We start from the raw sequence: 15570 nt of genomic DNA on the forward strand, positions 1-15570 counted from the left end.
GATCCGGCCGATTTCGGTGACGAAGACCGCGCCAAAGGCCACGGCGTCATCGCTGTGCGGCTGTGAGGCGCACGCGTTTGCGTAGCAGGGGAAGGCCGGCCCTGCCGAACATCTGCCTCTTGATCATTTGATGTGATTGACGCGCCCCTCGGCAGGACCGGAATTCCAGCGGACCGTCAGACCGGCGCGTCGGACAGGCGGCGTTAATACCGGCTATGCACCCTGGTCGCGTCGTATCCGCAAAACATGCAGGTCACAGTCGCTGCCAGTGCATATGCCCGGATACACACCACGTCCCCGACCTCGAAAACTTCCTCGATAGCCACCCCTGCAAGGTGCGGCAACAGCAACCGCACACCACGATCAACACACAGCTGGACATGATCGCAAAACCCCAGCCACCCGCCGCTCTCAGGCCACAGCCGTCACGGAAAGTGGGCCAGATCCGAATGTCGACGTCGTTTGTCGGTGAATTCTGTTGTCATTGAGCGGCTTCGGGCTCGCGTTGTATCGGCAGAAAGTGACGTCACCTGCACGGCGTGTCGCAGAACGAGTCCTGGTGGCGTCACCTGCCATTCAGGCTTTGAACGAGTGCAGGCTGGCCAGGCACAAGGTCTGCCCGGCGTCGAACCATTCGAAGGTGCTGACCGGCTGGAATCCCAGGCGGGCTGCGAGTCTGAGCGAGCGTTTGTTGGCCGTCTGGGTCGCGATGAGGACCGGCTGGTCTGGGAGCTGGTCTGCGGCTGCGCGTAACGCGGCGCTCGCGGCCTCGAACGCCAGTCCTGCGCCCCAGGCGTCGCGCCGCATCAGGTAACCCAGTTCCAGTTCCTCGCCGTCGTCGGTGACGTGGCCGGGCTCGTCAGCGGCACGACGTTTGAGCTCGAATGTTCCGATCAGGTTGTCGGTGGCCTTGTCGGCGATGATGAAGTGGCCGGCAGTGGCGGTTGCGTTGGCTGCGCCGCCGATCGCGTCGAGGCGCTGCTCGGCGTCCTCCCGCAGCCGCGGGACTCCGATGTAGGCCCAGACATCCGGGTCAGTCTGTAGCTCGATGAGCCCTTCCCGATCAGCGTCGCGCGCCTTGCGCAGCAGGACCCGTTCCCCGGCGATCTGGACAGCGGACAGCATCGGCAACTGGTTCATGTGGCCCTCCCCTTGCTTCGACGTTGATCGGTAAAGATCATGCCACCGCCCCGTGGTCATCTCTGCGAAGCACGAGAATCCCTCCACCGCAAGCAAGATCACGCCGTCGTTGTTCACCGATATGAACATCCGGCCAGCAGAGGCGACTTCAAGATCCACCGACAAACGACGTCGCAGATGACCGATCTAGTGTTCCGCGCCTGAAATACGTTGGCTATTTGTAGGATTCGGCGGTGGCGAGGACGGGGCGGCCGAGATCGGGTCCGGAGTTGGTGGTGACCGAGGCGCAGCGGCAGGAGTTGGTGCGGGGTGCGCGGGCGGCGACATCGACGCAAGCGTATGCGCTGCGGTGCCGGATCGTGCTGGCGTGCGCGGAGCCGGGAGCAGCGAACGCGCATGTGGCGGCAGCGGTCGGTGTCACGCCGATGACCGTGGCGAAGTGGCGCAAACGCTTCATCGAACACGGTCTGCCCGGGCTGGCCGACGAGCCGCGGCCGGGCCGGCCGCCGTCGATCCTGCTGGACCGGGTGGAACAGGTGCTGGCGTTGACCCTGGAACAGACACCGCGTGATGCCACGCATTGGTCCCGGTCATCGATGGCCGAGCGGACCGGGCTGTCGAAATCGACGATCGGGCGGATCTGGCGGCGGTTCGAGCTGAAACCGCACCTGGTCGACGGGTTCAAACTGTCGACGGACCCTCTGTGTGTGGAGAAAGTGGTCGATGTCGTCGGGCTTTACCACAATCCGCCCGAGCGGGCCGTCGTGTTGTGTGTGGACGAGAAGTCGCAGATGCAGGCCCTGGACCGTTCACAGCCGGTGCTGCCGATGATGCCGGGCATGCCCGAGCGCCGCACCCATGACTACGCCCGCCACGGGACTACGAGCCTGTTCGCGGCGTTCAATATCGCCGACGGCACCGTGATCGGCGAGCTGCACCGCCGCCACCGGGCGACCGAGTTCCGCAAGTTCCTGGTCACGATCGACAAGACCGTGCCCGCCGAACTCGATGTCCACCTGGTTTGCGACAACCTCGCCACCCACAAGACCCCGATCGTCAACGAATGGCTCGCCCGGCACCCTCGCTTCCACGTCCATTTCACCCCGACCGGGTCGTCCTGACTCAACCAGGTGGAGCGCTGGTTCGGATACCTCACCGACCAGCTCACCCGCCGCGGTGTCCACAAAAGCGTCGCGGCACCGGAGAAAGACGTCACGACCTGGATCGAGCACTGGAACGAGAATCCCCGGCCGTTCGTCTGGAAGAAAACCGCCGAGGAGATCCTCGACTCCCTCGCCCAACGTATTTCAGGCGCGGAACACTAGCCCCCGGGTTACTCCACGTAGCCCTCACGCAGGTATCTCGACAACGGGTCCGCAGCCGGCGACTTACGACCACTTCACTGTCCGCAAAAGGACGGTTAATGAGCAATGACTCGGTTGACTAGATCGTTGACCAGCGATGATTACTGACTCATGTGTTCGATAATGCATCGATCAATGCACATCGACCTGGCCGCGTCAGCGGCCCGGATCTTTGGAACGTGACATGAGAGAGCGTTCCAGTAGATCGCCCGCCCCGCGGATCTCGGCATCGGAAGATCCGAGAAAGAATCGCGCGGCGACCGCTGCGAAGGTAGGCGCGAGCACGGGAGCGAGCCGGCGACCGGACTCGGTGAGTTCGAGACCCACCGCCCGCCGGTCCTCGGTCCCACGACGGCGATGCAGCAGACCCTTGCGCTCGAGCCGGTCTACGAGCCGGGTCGTCCCGGCAGTGTCGATACCGAGCGCAGCGGCCAGACGTTTCGGACTGCTCTCACCGCCGGCGAGATTGATCAGCAGTGCAGCTTGCTGGGCGGTCACTCCATGTGTAGCGAGCTCCCGGTCCAGCGATCTCGACAACTCTCGGGCGGAATCGTGCACTAGCGAGGCGGTCCGCATGGCGGCAGCGTTCTCCATCCCGCCACAATAACTGTCTAGACATTTATTGTCTAAGCATGCAGATGGCTCGAGGGTCGCAATTGCGTAGGCGGCCGGAGTCGGTGACGGTGAGCGCGGTCGGCACGACGGGCACTGCGGCAACGGTCACATGCTGGCGCCAAAGTACGGTGCCCGTATCGATATCGAGTGCGACGAGCTCGCCATTGTTGTAGGTGACGTACACAGTCTCCGCACCGAGGCTGTCCAAGAATGCATCAGTTGATGGACAGTGTCGATGATCTGCACCGAGTGCCGAGGGGCGCATTCGAGGAGGGCCCGACTCGCGCATAGCCCGGTAAGGCGGAGCTCGGTTTTCGGCGGGGTGGCGCAAGATGCCTATACCGTGGTCAGGAATCGCCGATTACCTCATGAAAGGTCGTGTGCCGCCATGCCACGGGCAGTAACCCTGATCCGATCGAATGCTTTATCCGATGTGGCCGAGTACGCCTATGCCGCCACGGCCCCTGCCGATTCACGCTTGATCTTCCTCGCCGGCGCCTGCCCGCTGAACGCCGACGGCACAACCGCCGCGATCGGCGATTACGCAGGCCAAGCCGCCAAAGCCGTCGAAAACATGCGGATCGCCCTCGACGAGGCAGGTGCCTCGCTCGAGGATGTGATCAGCACCCGCGTCCTCGTGGCGTCGGCGTCGCAGGCAGATCTTGTCTCCGCCTGGGAGGTCGTGCGAGATACTTTCGGAGACCACGATGTTCCGAGCACACTGCTCGGTGTGACCGTCCTCGGCTACGACGACCAACTCGTTGAGATCGAGGCCGTCGCTGCGGTTCGCGACACCCGGGACTGACCAACCCACCGCGCCCCCGAGGGTGTTCACCAATGGAGCATCTCTTGGACGAAACCCTCGGGTCTTCAGCTTGTCCACGACCTCGGTGCCCAATTCGTTGTTCACGGCGAAGAGCGACCCGGCGATGATCTCCGACTTCCACACCGCCTTCAGCTGGCCGGGTTTCAGATCGCCCTTCTCCACCAGGGTCTTGTCGACCATCGTGTCGAAGGCGAATCCGGCGTCGCAGTCACCGGCGGCGATCGCCAGCACCGACGCGTCGTGCCCGCCCGCGTAGACCGGCTGCACACCGGCGGACAGATCGGCCTCCGAACCCGAGGCGATCACCTTCGATTCGATCAGCCCGGCGGTGGGGTACAGGAATCCGGAGGTCGAGCCGGGATCGACGAAGCACACCTTCCTGCCCTTGAAGTCGGCCAGCGTGGACACGGCCGCGTTCCCATCGAACACCGCCGCTCGCTCTACCGCGGCGACCGGATGACCTTCACGGCGATTCAGACCCCCTGATATTTCGTACGGAGAACCCGGGCGTTCACAGGCGAAGACAGCCGGCCGGCGCCCGGAGATCCCCCATCCCCTGCCGACAGGTTCCGCGCGCCATCGATACATACCGATGAAGCATTGATAGCTTGCGCGCATGAAACCGAGAGGAGTACGCGGCGGCCCACTGTCACTCGTCGCCCTGATCGCCGGCCTGCTCGTCGCGATCCATCCCGCGGCACCGTACGATATCGAGCTGATCGGCAACGAGCCACCGAAACGAAGCCCACCGGCGATCGCCAACGGCTTTCCGGGTGGCACTTTCGCGCTCCGAAACGAAGAAGCCCGGCTGTGCCTGGCCAGCGAGCCCGGTCGGTACTACGAAATCGACGGTACCCGGCAGCAGTGGAAGTACTCCCCGCACAGCAGCCGAGCCGGCGTCACCACCGACCCCACCCTGAAAGTAATCGGCTGCGACGGATCGCCCCGCCAGCTCTGGTTTTTCGACTCGAGCGGCGCGGGCAGCCTTTTCGGTGTGCACAATCAACTCGTCAACGCCGTCCCGGAGGACTCGCGCGGATATTTCGCGCTCGCCTATGCCGGCGCCCCCTCCGCCGGCGGGGCCGATGCGCTACTGGTCGGCACCGCATCCACCCGCGCGGTGAAGTGGAAGTTCCAGGACGGCTACCTGTTCGAGGAGGGCTATCCGAAATCGGTGCTCACCTATGTGCCCGGCAGCGCGATATCGAAGATGGCCCCGCGTGGCGGCCCCTACCAGCGCTGGCGACTGCAGGCGACGCCGTAGCTCAGGCCGCCCGGGCCCCCAATCCGGCCAGAACGAGTTCCAGCCCACCCCGGAATTCCGTTTCCGGGTCGGTGGTGGCCGCCGCTTCCGCGATCTCGATCAGCTTCGGGAACCGGTCGGCCGGTAGCGCCGCGACCCGGCCGGCGGCCACCGCCCGGTCCTCGCCCGCCCGGGCCGCGAGCGGGCTCGTGAGTTCGGCCTGCGCGAACCCGGTGACGTATCCGGAAACCACCCGGAAAGCCACCAGCAGTCCGGCTCCCGATCTACCGGAGCGGGCCAGCGCCCGCAGCAGGGCCTCGGCGGGCGCGAGCGTGGGGAGATCGGAGCTGCGCCGGGTCAGGATCAGCGGAATGGCATGCGGATGCGCCCGGACGGCCCGCCACATCCCCTCCGCGACCGAGACCACCTGCGCCGGCCAGTCGTCCGGCGTCTCGACCCAGCACGTTTCGCCCATCACGGCTTCGGTCACCAACTCCTCGAGCCCTTCGCGGCCGTCGACATAGTTGTAAATCGTCATCGCGCCGGTACCGAGTTCGGCGGCGAGAGTGCGCATGGTGAGGGCGGCGAGCCCCTGCTCGTCGACCAGCGCCAGTGCGGCCGTGCGCAGTTGTTCCCGAGTGAATTTCCGGGGCGCGGGCATAACCCTCCCTTGTTCAAGTACGGAGTACGTGATTAACTTCTTTTGTTCACGTACAACGTACCTAAATCGAGGTCCCATGACGATACGCACTACCTTCCCGTCCAGCCGCGACCACTGCGCGGCCTGGCTGACGCTCCCCGACGGCCCCGGCCCACACCCCGCCATCGTCCTGGTCCACGGCGGCGGCGCCACCCACGAGATGATGCTCGGGCAATACGAACAATGGTTCGCGCAGGCCGGACTGGCCGTGGTGGCGTTCGACTTCCGTCATCTGGGCGCCTCCGGCGGCGAGCCGCGGCAACTGGTATCCCAGCGTCGTTACGCCGAGGATGTCGACGCGGCATTGGCCTTCGCCCGCTCCCACCCCGAACTGGACGCCGACCGGATCGGGCTGTGGGGCACCTCCTTCGGCGCCAGCCATGTCCTGGCCGCCGCCGCCCGCCACGACCTGCGCGCGGCGGTCGTCCAGTGCCCCGTCTTCAGCGGTCGAGCCGTCGTCTCCCGGGCGGGAGTACGGCATCTGCTCCGGTTCACCTTCCCGATAGTCTCGGATATGGCTCGGGCCGCGCTGCGGTTGCCCCGGCGATATGTGCCGCTGGTGGGAGAGCCCGGCGAGCGGGCATTCGTCACTGCGCCAGGAGCACTGGCGGGATGGGAATCGGTGACGCCACCCGGTTACCGCTTCGACAACCGGATCACCGCCGCCTCCGGGCTCGGCATGCTGTTCTACAACGCCGCCTCGGCGGCGCCGCGAGTGCGGTGCCCACTACTGGTATGCGTCTGCGAGCGGGAAAATCTCATCGACCCCGCGATCACGGCCCGGGTGGCCGCCCGCATTCCCCGGGCGGTGCTGAAGCACTACGACGCGGACCATTTCACGGTCTACCATCCGCCGGCGGTGGATCGGATCATCGCCGACCAGATCGACTTCCTGACCGAGCACCTCGCGCCGCGGCCGGCCGCGCGTAGCAGGTAGCGCGGAGGCTCCCGCAACTCACTGTCCCCTTCGGCTCCTGCATGAACCCTTCACAGCGGACCCCCGGAGACGATCCGGCTAACCGCCGGACTCACGCGCCGCCGCCAGGGCGTCGAGGGTGCGCGCGTCGGTGACCTCGAGATCGGCCCACACCAGGTGGTGGTCGCTATCGGTGGCCACCACACCACGGTCCACCGTCCGGAAGTCCGCGGAGGAGTAGATCTGGTCCGGTGCGCCGTCCCAGCCCGGGACGGTCCTGGCATCGGTGTCCAGTGCCGAGCTCATACCCATTTCGTCGAAGATCTCCCCATACACTGCGGCCGGGCGATCGGTGTTGAGGTCCGCGGCGACCACCGTCGGTCCGTCGACCAGTCCGCGCACCGCGGAACCGATCTCGCCCGCGTGGGCGGCGCCGGCGCCTTCCTCGTAACTGTGCCCGAAGAAACCCAACGGAGTCGGATGCAGATTCACCACATTGATACCGCCCACGGTGACCCGCTGTGCATACCGGTCGTAGGGTGGCACGGACCGGCCACCCACGCGCAGATCGAGCCTGGTGATCGGCAACTGTTGTGCCCGTTCGTCTCCGATCGGCAGCCGGCTGATCACCGCCAGGCTCAAGGTCTTGCCCTCGCTGATATGAGACGGGCACATCGGAGTTTCGAAGACATGGGGAATGCCCAGCAGTTCGGCCAGCTTGCCGGCGATCGATTCACCGCCGCCGATCTCGGATTCCTGCACATTGATCACATCCGGCCGCAGGCGTCGCAACTGCTCGGCGAAATACGGCAGATCGACGTCGTCGTAGTCGAACGCATCCGACGACAGCGAGCGTCGGCCGCCCGCGATATTCCAGGTCACCATTCGGAAGGGGCGGCGCGGATCGGTTCCGGGTGGTGGCGTACCGAGGCGTTGATCCGGCAGCGGTGCCGCTGAATCATCCGCATCGAAGACGGGCAGCTTCCCCCGGTCCGCCTTCCGTAATTCGCCGAGTCCGTCCCCGGTGTGCCGACCGAACAACCGCACACCGCTTTCGGCTGCTCCGGCGAATCCTTTGACGGCGCGACTCACCTCGCGGGCGAGCCTGAGCCTCAGCTGCGCCATATCCGGCCGGATCGACAAAAGCGCTCCTCGAACCGATCACCGCCGACGCCCAACAGTATTCCGTACGGAAGGGATTCACGGCAGTTCGGATCCCCCGGGCAGATCCGATGCCGCTCACAGGCTGCCGGACATCCTCCCGTACACCACCAGCAGGATCACATTGAGCACCGACAGGCACAGCAATGCCAGCCACTGACGCATCCGGACCTTGCGCACCACCACGAACGACGCCGTGACCCCCAGAGCCCCGGCCACGCAGTACCCGGCTTTCCAGCCGAAACCGTCCGAGGTCAACCCGAGCACACCGGTGAACGACGACAGGACCAGAGCCGCGACCATCAATTCGTTGCGCAGCGTTCCCTCGTCGAGGAGCGCACCGAGCCGCTCGATGGCGGCACCCGCGCCACCGGAACGTCTCGCGCGACGTGTATCCCCCATGAGCACCCCTTTCGCCTGCTGCCGCGCCTCACGCGACAGGTCTGTGTCTGCCTTTCGGTCCGGAATACGAGGTATCGCCGCGCACCGCGGCGCCCACACCGCCGGTCACAACACCGGGCAGGCGGAGCCGAGGTTCAGGCCGGAGCCGACCTCCACCCGGAGAGACTGTTCGCCACCGAGGTTCACGGCGTGCAGTTCGTGCGTACCGGAGACCTCCGGCGTCCATTTCGCGGTGACAGTGCCGGAGGCGCCGACGCGGATGGCGCCGGGCGGATCGAACGAACCCTTCTGGCTGTCATAGAAACTGACGAACTCACCGGGTTCGGCCGTGGCCTTCGCGGTATAGGTGCAGTGGGTGCCGTAGGGCGCGGGCGAGCTACCCGTGCCGCTGCCCGGCGCCAATTCGAATTCGGTGATCGCGGCGGGTGCCGCGGGTGCGGTGACCACGAACGCCACCGTCAGTGCGCCCATGGTCGACGCGGCGATTGTCGCGGTCCTACGAAAACGATGCATCAACGACCCTTTCCAGTGCCAACGGATCGAACGAACTGCTGGTACCACCTGGCCGAGAGTGCTCGACCGGAAACGAGCGGAATGCCGAGCCGGATACGCCGCGCGTACGCGACCCCGGAAACGCGACCCTCACGCTACCCGCCCGCCCCCGCGGAATCCGGCGCTTCCGAAGATTTCGTCCCCACTGGATCGGCGAGCGCCGTCGGCGTAACCGCAGGCACCGCACTATTTCCCCGGTGTCCGCGGCCCCGTGCGGGCACCCGCGCTACCGTCTGGACATGAGTTCTTCGCACTGGACCGCGGCCGACCTGCCCGCCTTCGACGGCCGCACCGTGGTCGTCACCGGCGCCAACAGCGGCGTCGGCTTCGGCACCGCCACCCTGCTGTCCCGGGCCGGCGCGCATGTAGTCCTCGCGGTCCGCGATATCCGCCGCGGTAACGAGGCGGCACGCCGGATCGGCGGCAGCAACGAGGTGCGGCGGCTCGATCTCGCCGACCAGGAATCGATTCGCGAGTTCGCCGACGAGTGGGCGGGTGAGATCGCGATTCTGGTGAACAACGCCGGGGTCGCGATGGTGCCCGAGGGCCGGACCGCGGACGGCTTCGAAATGCAGTTCGGCACCAACCATCTCGGTCATTTCGCGCTCACCAATCGACTCCTGCCCCACATCACCGACCGCGTCGTCAACCTGGCCTCCGGTGCGCACAGAGTGGGATCCCTCGACTTCGACGACCTGGACTTCGCCAAAAGTGGCTACGGTCCCGTGAAGGCCTATGGCCGTTCCAAACTCGCGAACCTGCTGTTCACTCTCGAACTCGAACGCCGGCTCCGGCAGGCCGGGTCGACGGTGCGCGCAATGGCGTCGCATCCCGGATACGCGGCCACCGAACTCGGTACCGCGAACCGCAATAAATTCCTGGTCGCCGTTGTGCACCTGGCCGGCCGCTATCTCGCCCAGACTCCGGAGCAGGCAGCCCTGCCCACGCTCTTCGCCGCGACGCAGGACCTGCCGGGCGCGAGCTACGTCGGGCCGGACGGTCGCGGGGAGATGCACGGGTACCCGACACTCGTCGGCCGGTCGGCGCAGGCCAGCGATGTGCGCGCGGCACAGCGGCTCTGGGAGGTCTCCGAGGAACTCACCGGCGTCCGGTTCGGATTGTCCTGATCCGCACGCGACTCTTCCACGGTGCCCGGTGCGTGGCGGCCGGACCGTAGCGGCCACCCGTCGGTGGCCGGAGGCACGGCGCGGCATCATCGATCCCGTGGTGTCCGGCGCAGCACCTCGAGGTAGGCCACTGCGGCTGCTCGCTGCACCGGCACCGCCAGCGGGCCGACCAGGCGCATGTACCGGGTCGCGGGGCGGGAGAACGCGGTGACCACGCCGTACACGGTGCCGGTGGCGCGGTCGTACTCGACGGCGAACAGCTCTTCCCCGCTCACCGGGTGTCCCGGCAGAGTGCCGTAGGCGAACCCGATCCGGTCCGGTTCGTCCAGGACGTACACCACCCGGCACGGCGCGCGCAGCCCGAACCGGCCGATACCGAGCCGGACGGTGACCACGGTGCCCGGCTCGGCCACCGGTGTTCCGGCTTCCCGGAGAATTCCCAGCCCGCGCTGTATCCGATAGCGCAGGACCGCCGCGCCGAACCGCCGGAATTCGGCTTCCCCGGAAGCCAGCGGACGACGAACCCGTAGGTGCCGGTATCCCGGCGGCAGCTCACCGCGGGTCGCGCCGATCTCGGAGTAGGTGAACGCGGGACCGTCCGGCGATTCGCTCATACTCTGATCCTCGTCGTCGCGGGGCGTCGACGCGAGACCGGCACTCCGGAGCGACCGGCCGCACCGGAGCCGCGCAACCCTCCCGGTCGGCCTGCTACCGGAGCGATCTGCCGCCCGGGCCGCGCACGGTCGCGACCGCCCGACCGCGGAAACGACCTACCGAGCGGGGAGCGTGACCGGTTGTGCTCGGCCGACCGCAGGAACGAGATACCGGGCGAGCAGCGACCGGATTCGATCGGACGGGCAGCGCGACCGGCTCTGGTCAGCCGACCGCGGGAGCGATCGGCGCGCTGCTGCGCCCATGCCCCCGACCGCTGAGTTCGGCATCGAGAGTCTCCTGGGCCACCCGCATGACTTCGGCATACACCGGTTCCCGCAACCGCCGCCACATCTCGTCCTCGGGGACCTCCTCGACGGGAGCGATCACCCACCAGATATTGCCGAAGGGATCAGCGACCCGCCCACCGCGCTGCCCGAACGCGTCGTTCGCGGGCGGGGTGACGATCCGCCCGCCGGCCGCCGTGGCCTTCGTGATCGCCTCGTCCGCGTCGGGCACAAACACGCGCAGCAGACTCGGCAGCACCGGGACTCCGGGGACCGACTCGCGGTACCTCGACCCTATGAGCTCGAGCCCGCACCTCGAGAAGTGATTTCGGCACGAAGCTCGGCCAGGGCGCGGGTCAGTTGGTGGATACCGGGAGATTCGATCGGGTAGTGACCGGCGCCGGCGAGCACAGTGAGTTTCTTCGGGGCGGCGATACGTTCGAAGAACAGCTCGCTCAACGACAGTGGCGTCCAGGTGTCGGCGCCGGGATGAACCAGCCACACCGGGCAGGTGGTGAAGTCCTCCGGTTCGACGTGCGGCACCGAGGTGAGATAGGTCCGTAGGAAGCCCAACGGTATACGAACTCCACCGCCGAGGGGATCGGTGGAGACCAGACGGGTAAGCGCCCAGTTGCCGGACATGGCCGGAATATTCGCCATCCACCGGATCGGGACCCGGAGGTCGTCGACGGCGGGGAAGAGCAGCCGTGTGCCGTAGCGGCCGAGCCATGGGTGGCGGGCGATCGCACTACGCACCTGCGGCGATCGCGGATCGATCAGGCAGGTCGCCACAACCGCGGCGGCGAGACCGGTCCGTGCCGCGGCTTCGTAGGCCAGCATGCCGCCCATGCTGGCGCCCAGGAGCACCAGCGGCCGGGGGTCTGCGGCGTGCTCGGTCCGGACCAGGCCGGTGAGGCAGTCCACCCAATCCGGGTAACGGATACCCCGGCGCGTGGGAACCCGCGTACGGCCGTAGCCGGGAAGGTCGGGCACCACCACCTCGAAGCCTTGCCCGGCCGCCAACGCCGCGAACGGCCACACCGCCCCGGCGTGCCCGCCGGCTCCGTGCACCAGCAATATCCGGACCGGGGCGTCGGCCCGGACGATACGTTCGATGTGCACACGATGGCCACCCCACTCCCACCACGTCCGATCCGGCCGCAGCGCGGGGTCGGGCTGGAGGTCTGCGGGTAGAAATGCTTGGTAGGAGCTGTGCATGTGATAATAATTCGAGCAATCCTCGGTTTTGACAACTCGACTTCGGGACCCCATGTCCACTCCACGAAAAACCCCGCGCCAGCAGCGCTCGGAGTTCACCTTCGACGCGATCCTGGACGCGGCTGCTCGACTTTTCCAACAGCTCGGCTACGCGGCGACCACCACCAACAAGGTCGCCGAACTCGCGGGCGTCTCGATCGGCACGCTCTACCACTACGTCCCCAACAAAGACGCCCTGCTCTACGCACTCGCCGACCGCCACCTGCGCCAGGCCACGGCCGCCCTGCTCACCGAAACCGCATCCCTGCGTTGCGCGGGGCCACCGCTCGAGGAAACCGTGCACCGGCTGATCACCTCGGTCGCCGACCTACACCGTACCCAGCCGCAGATGCACCGGTTGTTGTTCGACCGATCACCGCGCACCCCCGAAGGTCTCGCCCGGCTGCGCGAACTCGAAGAGCGTCTCGCCGCCGAAGTCGCCTACCACCTGCGCCGCCTCGAGGTCGGCGGCCCCGACCCCGACCTGAACGCCCTACTGTTCGTGCAGGCCGTCGAAGCCCAGGTCCACGGGGCGGTCCTCGACCCGCCGGAGGGCAGAACCACAGACGAGTGCCTGGCGGCCGTGATCGCCTTCTGGACCCGGTCGCTGCGTGATTGGCGACGGCCGACCGGATCAGCCGATTTCCGCGGCGGTGCGGGTCGTCGCGATCCGCCGCCGGCCAACGCCCGGCGCCTCGGCCAGGCCGGAGGCGGTCGGGCCGAAAGCGCTCGGAACACCGCTTCCGCCGAATCGGAATCCGAAAGGGCGAACGTTTCGCGTCGTCAGAAGCGTTCGTGATCTTCGCGGTAGTCGCTGAGGGTGCGTTCGAGCAGGCTGTTCAGGTGGGCGGACAGTTCAGCGGTATCAGTGGGGATGGCGTGGACCGTGGCAGTGGCACGGACGCGGTAGCGGCCATCGGGGTAGTCCATGATGTGGAAGTCCCGGGCCGCCGCCGGTCGGTGATCGTAGGCACCACCCGGGTAGACGGCGATATGGGCGACGGTTGAGCGGGGGCGTTCGAAGAAGCGGTGGGCGGCATCGCGTGCAGGCGGGGCCGTGTCGTCGAAGAATGCCGTGAACGGCCGGTCGGCCGGTGCGTCGATTTCCGCTCGATCCATTCGAATCTCCGGGCCGCTGCCCCGGGGCACATCGGGGAAGGCGGCGAGGACACGGCGGGTGAGGGTGTGCGCGGAGACGAACGCTATCCGGACGTGGCCGCCGCGGTCGGTTTCGGCGGTCGAGTCCTGGGTGACCAGTACAGCACCTCGGCCGGCGACGGCCGCGTGCATGCGCACCTGAGCGGCAGCATCGGCTTCTGCGCGGGGCAATACGGAGCGGGCCGCGCCCGCGAATCCGGCAACCTCAATCCGCGCCTCCGGTTGCACCAGTATCCGGAGCGGGCCGTAGAGGTCTTCGTCGAACACAGTGCGCAGCCGAGCAGCTGCGGTCTTATAGGCGTGCTCGTAGGCAGCGGCGGTTTCCTCGACCGATCGGTAGCGCAGTGGATAGGGCAGCACGTCACGGCCGATGGCATGCCAGAGCACCGTGAATTCGAGCGCCGACAGGTTCCAGGCGGTGCGGGTGGAATCCACTCGCTACTCCCCCAGGACGGGCGGCACGGTTTTCCGGCGGTGTTCCGGGTCGAGGCCGGTCAGCTCGTCACCGTGCTGCTGAGTGACCAGCGCTTCGGCTATCGCGGACTTCTGCTTCTCCTTGTCGTCTTCGCCTTTACCGCGGGAGCCGGGCGGCATCATCGCACCAGACGTCGCACTGCGACCCGATGCGGTGCCGGCACCGGTACTCGTGACCGCCGCGCCGGGCCGGCCCCCTCCGGGACCGTCGACCGTACGTCCCGGTATCGGTGCGGCGGGGACGCCGGGACCGCCCGGGAAGGTACCGACCGGACTGCCTGGACCGCCGGGAGTGGCGGCCGGGCTACCGAGCGGGCTGGCCGGTCCGGTGGGCACGCTGACACCAGGTCCGGTGGTGGACGCGGTAGTCGTGTCGAGTCCTGCCGGACTCTCGGTCGTGGCGCCCGGGTCCGCCTGTATCGGGGACGGGATCTGGGTTTCGTCCGAGTCCTGTTCGCTGGTTCCGGGCGTGGTCGCGGACGGTTGGGCGCCGTCGTCGGAGGTCGTCGAAGGCTGCGTCTCGGTCGAGGTGGAGCCGGGTGGCACCGAACTCGGCGGAACCGGGCCGGGAGCGTCGGGTTCGTGAACAGGGTTGTATGCCAACGGGATACGAGGCTGTCCCGTATCCCCCTCCCGGATCCCGGGCTGATAGACGCGTTCGAGCACGGAATAGGTGGCGAGTTCGGCGGCGCTGGTGCGGTCGCTGTCCATTTTCCAGCTGGGCCCCGGAACCCAGCCGGCGACGGTGCTGGCCCAGCCGGTATCGGGTGCGGGCTGCACATTCTGTTTGGTCACCTCGACCGCGGATTTCACGACGCCGACCTTATCGGCCACGATTTTGGTCCCGGACACGAGATTCTGTGCCTTCGTCACATAATCGGCGATTCCGCCGGCCGCCGCCGCGGCCGAAGCCCCGCTCCACGACTCGGCGATGGCTTTGCCGATAGCGGGCCCGAACTCGTTCAGCCCGGTCTCGAGTTTCCCGGCCCGCGCGATCCACATCTGATGCAAGGTGTCCATGGCAGAGACGTCGATAGACTGAGCTTTCCGATACAGATCGTCCAGATCCTCGCTGCGCACATTGCCGAACATCTGTTCCGGGATTCGAGGGTTATGGAATTCGCCGTCGAAACCATTGTCGGTGAGGTCCTGAATACGATTCCGCGCGGCGATCGCCTCGGGACTCTGGTCCCCATACGCGGCGGCCAGCGCCTGCGCGGCGGCATCCATATCCGCGGACCCGGCGACCACGGCGCCCAGCGGTCCCCGCATCGCCAAGGCCCCCAGATTCACGATCACTTCACCGAACGACGGCAAACCGAACATCTCGCTCCCCCTCAGCCGACCTGGTTGTAATCCTGCGAGTTGCTGGAGTCCTGCTCCTGCACACGATCCAGCGAGTACTGGATCGTGGTACCCATGAGTTCCAGTACCCGGATATGGTCCCGCAGAGCGGTACTCAGGTCGCCATCGCCCGCTGAGTCGACGGCCTTCAGTCCGAGCAGCTTCGCCAGCTCTTGGCCGCATTCGAACTCGCCGATTCCACTGACATTCGCCATAGCGCTGATTCCGTCGAGACACGATCGGTAGACATCTATCTGCGCATCAATCGCTGTGCGGCAACTTTTCGCCACCGAAGGATCGAGAAACAGTTTGCCGTCATTCGCTTCCATAGAGAGATTTTGCCAAAACGTTGC

Annotated in this window: 18 protein-coding genes and 2 pseudogenes; 6 read left to right on the plus strand and 14 right to left on the minus strand. The window is 66.8% G+C overall.

Annotated elements, in window-relative coordinates:
• Nucleotides 1–576: 576 nt before the first annotated feature.
• On the minus strand, nucleotides 577–1299 hold the full coding sequence (locus ACQPYS_RS27430) for a GNAT family N-acetyltransferase (RefSeq protein ID WP_433491209.1): 723 nt from the start codon (nucleotides 1297–1299) through the stop codon (nucleotides 577–579).
• Between the two features lie 74 nt (nucleotides 1300–1373).
• Here ACQPYS_RS27430 and ACQPYS_RS27435 point away from each other — a divergent pair.
• Nucleotides 1374–2465, plus strand: a pseudogene (locus ACQPYS_RS27435) (IS630 family transposase).
• 195 nt (nucleotides 2466–2660) lie between these two features.
• On the opposite strand, the gene ACQPYS_RS27440 reads toward ACQPYS_RS27435, so the two are convergent.
• Nucleotides 2661–3098, minus strand: a complete 438-nt coding sequence (locus ACQPYS_RS27440; RefSeq protein WP_433491210.1) for a MarR family winged helix-turn-helix transcriptional regulator — start codon at nucleotides 3096–3098, stop codon at nucleotides 2661–2663.
• Between the two features lie 25 nt (nucleotides 3099–3123).
• Nucleotides 3124–3408, minus strand: coding sequence for a hypothetical protein (locus ACQPYS_RS27445; protein WP_433491211.1), 285 nt, complete (start codon nucleotides 3406–3408; stop codon nucleotides 3124–3126).
• A gap of 99 nt (nucleotides 3409–3507) precedes the next feature.
• Here ACQPYS_RS27445 and ACQPYS_RS27450 point away from each other — a divergent pair, with 99 nt between their 5' ends.
• On the plus strand, nucleotides 3508–3924 hold the full coding sequence (locus ACQPYS_RS27450) for a RidA family protein (protein ID WP_433493145.1): 417 nt from the start codon (nucleotides 3508–3510) through the stop codon (nucleotides 3922–3924).
• A gap of 60 nt (nucleotides 3925–3984) precedes the next feature.
• Here the strand turns inward: ACQPYS_RS27450 and ACQPYS_RS27455 are convergent.
• Nucleotides 3985–4353, minus strand: a pseudogene (locus ACQPYS_RS27455) (PhnD/SsuA/transferrin family substrate-binding protein); the annotation flags it as partial.
• A 208-nt stretch (nucleotides 4354–4561) separates the two neighbouring features.
• On the opposite strand from ACQPYS_RS27455, the gene ACQPYS_RS27460 reads away from it, so the two are divergent.
• On the plus strand, nucleotides 4562–5209 hold the full coding sequence (locus tag ACQPYS_RS27460) for a hypothetical protein (protein WP_433491212.1): 648 nt from the start codon (nucleotides 4562–4564) through the stop codon (nucleotides 5207–5209).
• 1 nt (nucleotide 5210) lies between these two features.
• Here ACQPYS_RS27460 and ACQPYS_RS27465 read toward each other — a convergent pair whose 3' ends face one another.
• Nucleotides 5211–5849 carry a TetR/AcrR family transcriptional regulator gene (locus ACQPYS_RS27465; RefSeq protein WP_433491213.1) on the minus strand — a complete coding sequence of 213 codons (639 nt, stop codon included), beginning with the start codon at nucleotides 5847–5849 and terminating at the stop codon, nucleotides 5211–5213.
• A 76-nt stretch (nucleotides 5850–5925) separates the two neighbouring features.
• Here ACQPYS_RS27465 and ACQPYS_RS27470 point away from each other — a divergent pair, with 76 nt between their 5' ends.
• Entirely contained in the window at nucleotides 5926–6825 is a 900-nt protein-coding gene (locus ACQPYS_RS27470; RefSeq protein WP_433491214.1) for an alpha/beta hydrolase, read from the plus strand.
• A gap of 78 nt (nucleotides 6826–6903) precedes the next feature.
• On the opposite strand, the gene ACQPYS_RS27475 is transcribed toward ACQPYS_RS27470, so the two are convergent.
• From ACQPYS_RS27475 to ACQPYS_RS27485, 3 genes are all read right to left on the minus strand, one after another.
• Complete coding sequence (locus ACQPYS_RS27475; RefSeq protein ID WP_433491215.1) at nucleotides 6904–7947, minus strand: endonuclease/exonuclease/phosphatase family protein; 1044 nt, start codon at nucleotides 7945–7947, stop codon at nucleotides 6904–6906.
• Nucleotides 7948–8043: 96 nt separating this feature from the next.
• On the minus strand, nucleotides 8044–8367 hold the full coding sequence (locus ACQPYS_RS27480) for a hypothetical protein (RefSeq protein ID WP_157107314.1): 324 nt from the start codon (nucleotides 8365–8367) through the stop codon (nucleotides 8044–8046).
• Between the two features lie 105 nt (nucleotides 8368–8472).
• Nucleotides 8473–8880 carry a hypothetical protein gene (locus tag ACQPYS_RS27485; protein WP_157107315.1) on the minus strand — a complete coding sequence of 136 codons (408 nt, stop codon included), beginning with the start codon at nucleotides 8878–8880 and terminating at the stop codon, nucleotides 8473–8475.
• Nucleotides 8881–9152: 272 nt separating this feature from the next.
• Between ACQPYS_RS27485 and ACQPYS_RS27490 the strand changes: the two genes are divergently transcribed.
• Nucleotides 9153–10046, plus strand: a complete 894-nt coding sequence (locus ACQPYS_RS27490; RefSeq protein WP_433493146.1) for an oxidoreductase — start codon at nucleotides 9153–9155, stop codon at nucleotides 10044–10046.
• Nucleotides 10047–10132: 86 nt separating this feature from the next.
• Here the strand turns inward: ACQPYS_RS27490 and ACQPYS_RS27495 are convergent, their stop codons facing one another.
• From ACQPYS_RS27495 to ACQPYS_RS27505, 3 genes are all read right to left on the minus strand, one after another.
• A complete protein-coding gene (locus ACQPYS_RS27495; protein WP_433491216.1) occupies nucleotides 10133–10660 on the minus strand; it encodes a DUF1990 family protein in 528 nt (175 codons plus the stop codon).
• Nucleotides 10661–10922: 262 nt separating this feature from the next.
• A complete protein-coding gene (locus ACQPYS_RS27500) occupies nucleotides 10923–11222 on the minus strand; it encodes a VOC family protein (protein WP_433491217.1) in 300 nt (99 codons plus the stop codon).
• Nucleotides 11223–11278: 56 nt separating this feature from the next.
• Nucleotides 11279–12202 (minus strand): alpha/beta hydrolase, encoded by a 924-nt coding sequence (locus ACQPYS_RS27505; RefSeq protein WP_433491218.1) that lies wholly within the window; start codon nucleotides 12200–12202, stop codon nucleotides 11279–11281.
• A gap of 52 nt (nucleotides 12203–12254) precedes the next feature.
• Between ACQPYS_RS27505 and ACQPYS_RS27510 the strand changes: the two genes are divergently transcribed.
• Nucleotides 12255–13040, plus strand: coding sequence for a TetR/AcrR family transcriptional regulator (locus ACQPYS_RS27510; protein WP_433491219.1), 786 nt, complete (start codon nucleotides 12255–12257; stop codon nucleotides 13038–13040).
• On the opposite strand, the gene ACQPYS_RS27515 is transcribed toward ACQPYS_RS27510, so the two are convergent.
• Genes ACQPYS_RS27515 through ACQPYS_RS27525 form a run of 3 tightly spaced genes read right to left on the minus strand, consistent with a single transcriptional unit; the run spans nucleotide 13025 to nucleotide 15546 of the window.
• Nucleotides 13025–13834 (minus strand): ESX secretion-associated protein EspG, encoded by an 810-nt coding sequence (locus ACQPYS_RS27515; RefSeq protein WP_433491220.1) that lies wholly within the window; start codon nucleotides 13832–13834, stop codon nucleotides 13025–13027. The two genes, ACQPYS_RS27510 and ACQPYS_RS27515, sit on opposite strands and share 16 nt — an antisense overlap.
• A gap of 3 nt (nucleotides 13835–13837) precedes the next feature.
• The gene (locus ACQPYS_RS27520; RefSeq protein ID WP_433491221.1) at nucleotides 13838–15199 is read right to left on the minus strand and encodes a hypothetical protein; all 1362 of its coding nucleotides are present in this window, start codon (nucleotides 15197–15199) and stop codon (nucleotides 13838–13840) included.
• Between the two features lie 11 nt (nucleotides 15200–15210).
• Nucleotides 15211–15546, minus strand: coding sequence for a hypothetical protein (locus ACQPYS_RS27525; RefSeq protein ID WP_431939207.1), 336 nt, complete (start codon nucleotides 15544–15546; stop codon nucleotides 15211–15213).
• Between the last annotated feature and the right edge of the window lie 24 nt (nucleotides 15547–15570).

It is taken from the genome of Nocardia grenadensis (assembly GCF_050942415.1).
Classification (GTDB): domain Bacteria; phylum Actinomycetota; class Actinomycetes; order Mycobacteriales; family Mycobacteriaceae; genus Nocardia; species Nocardia grenadensis.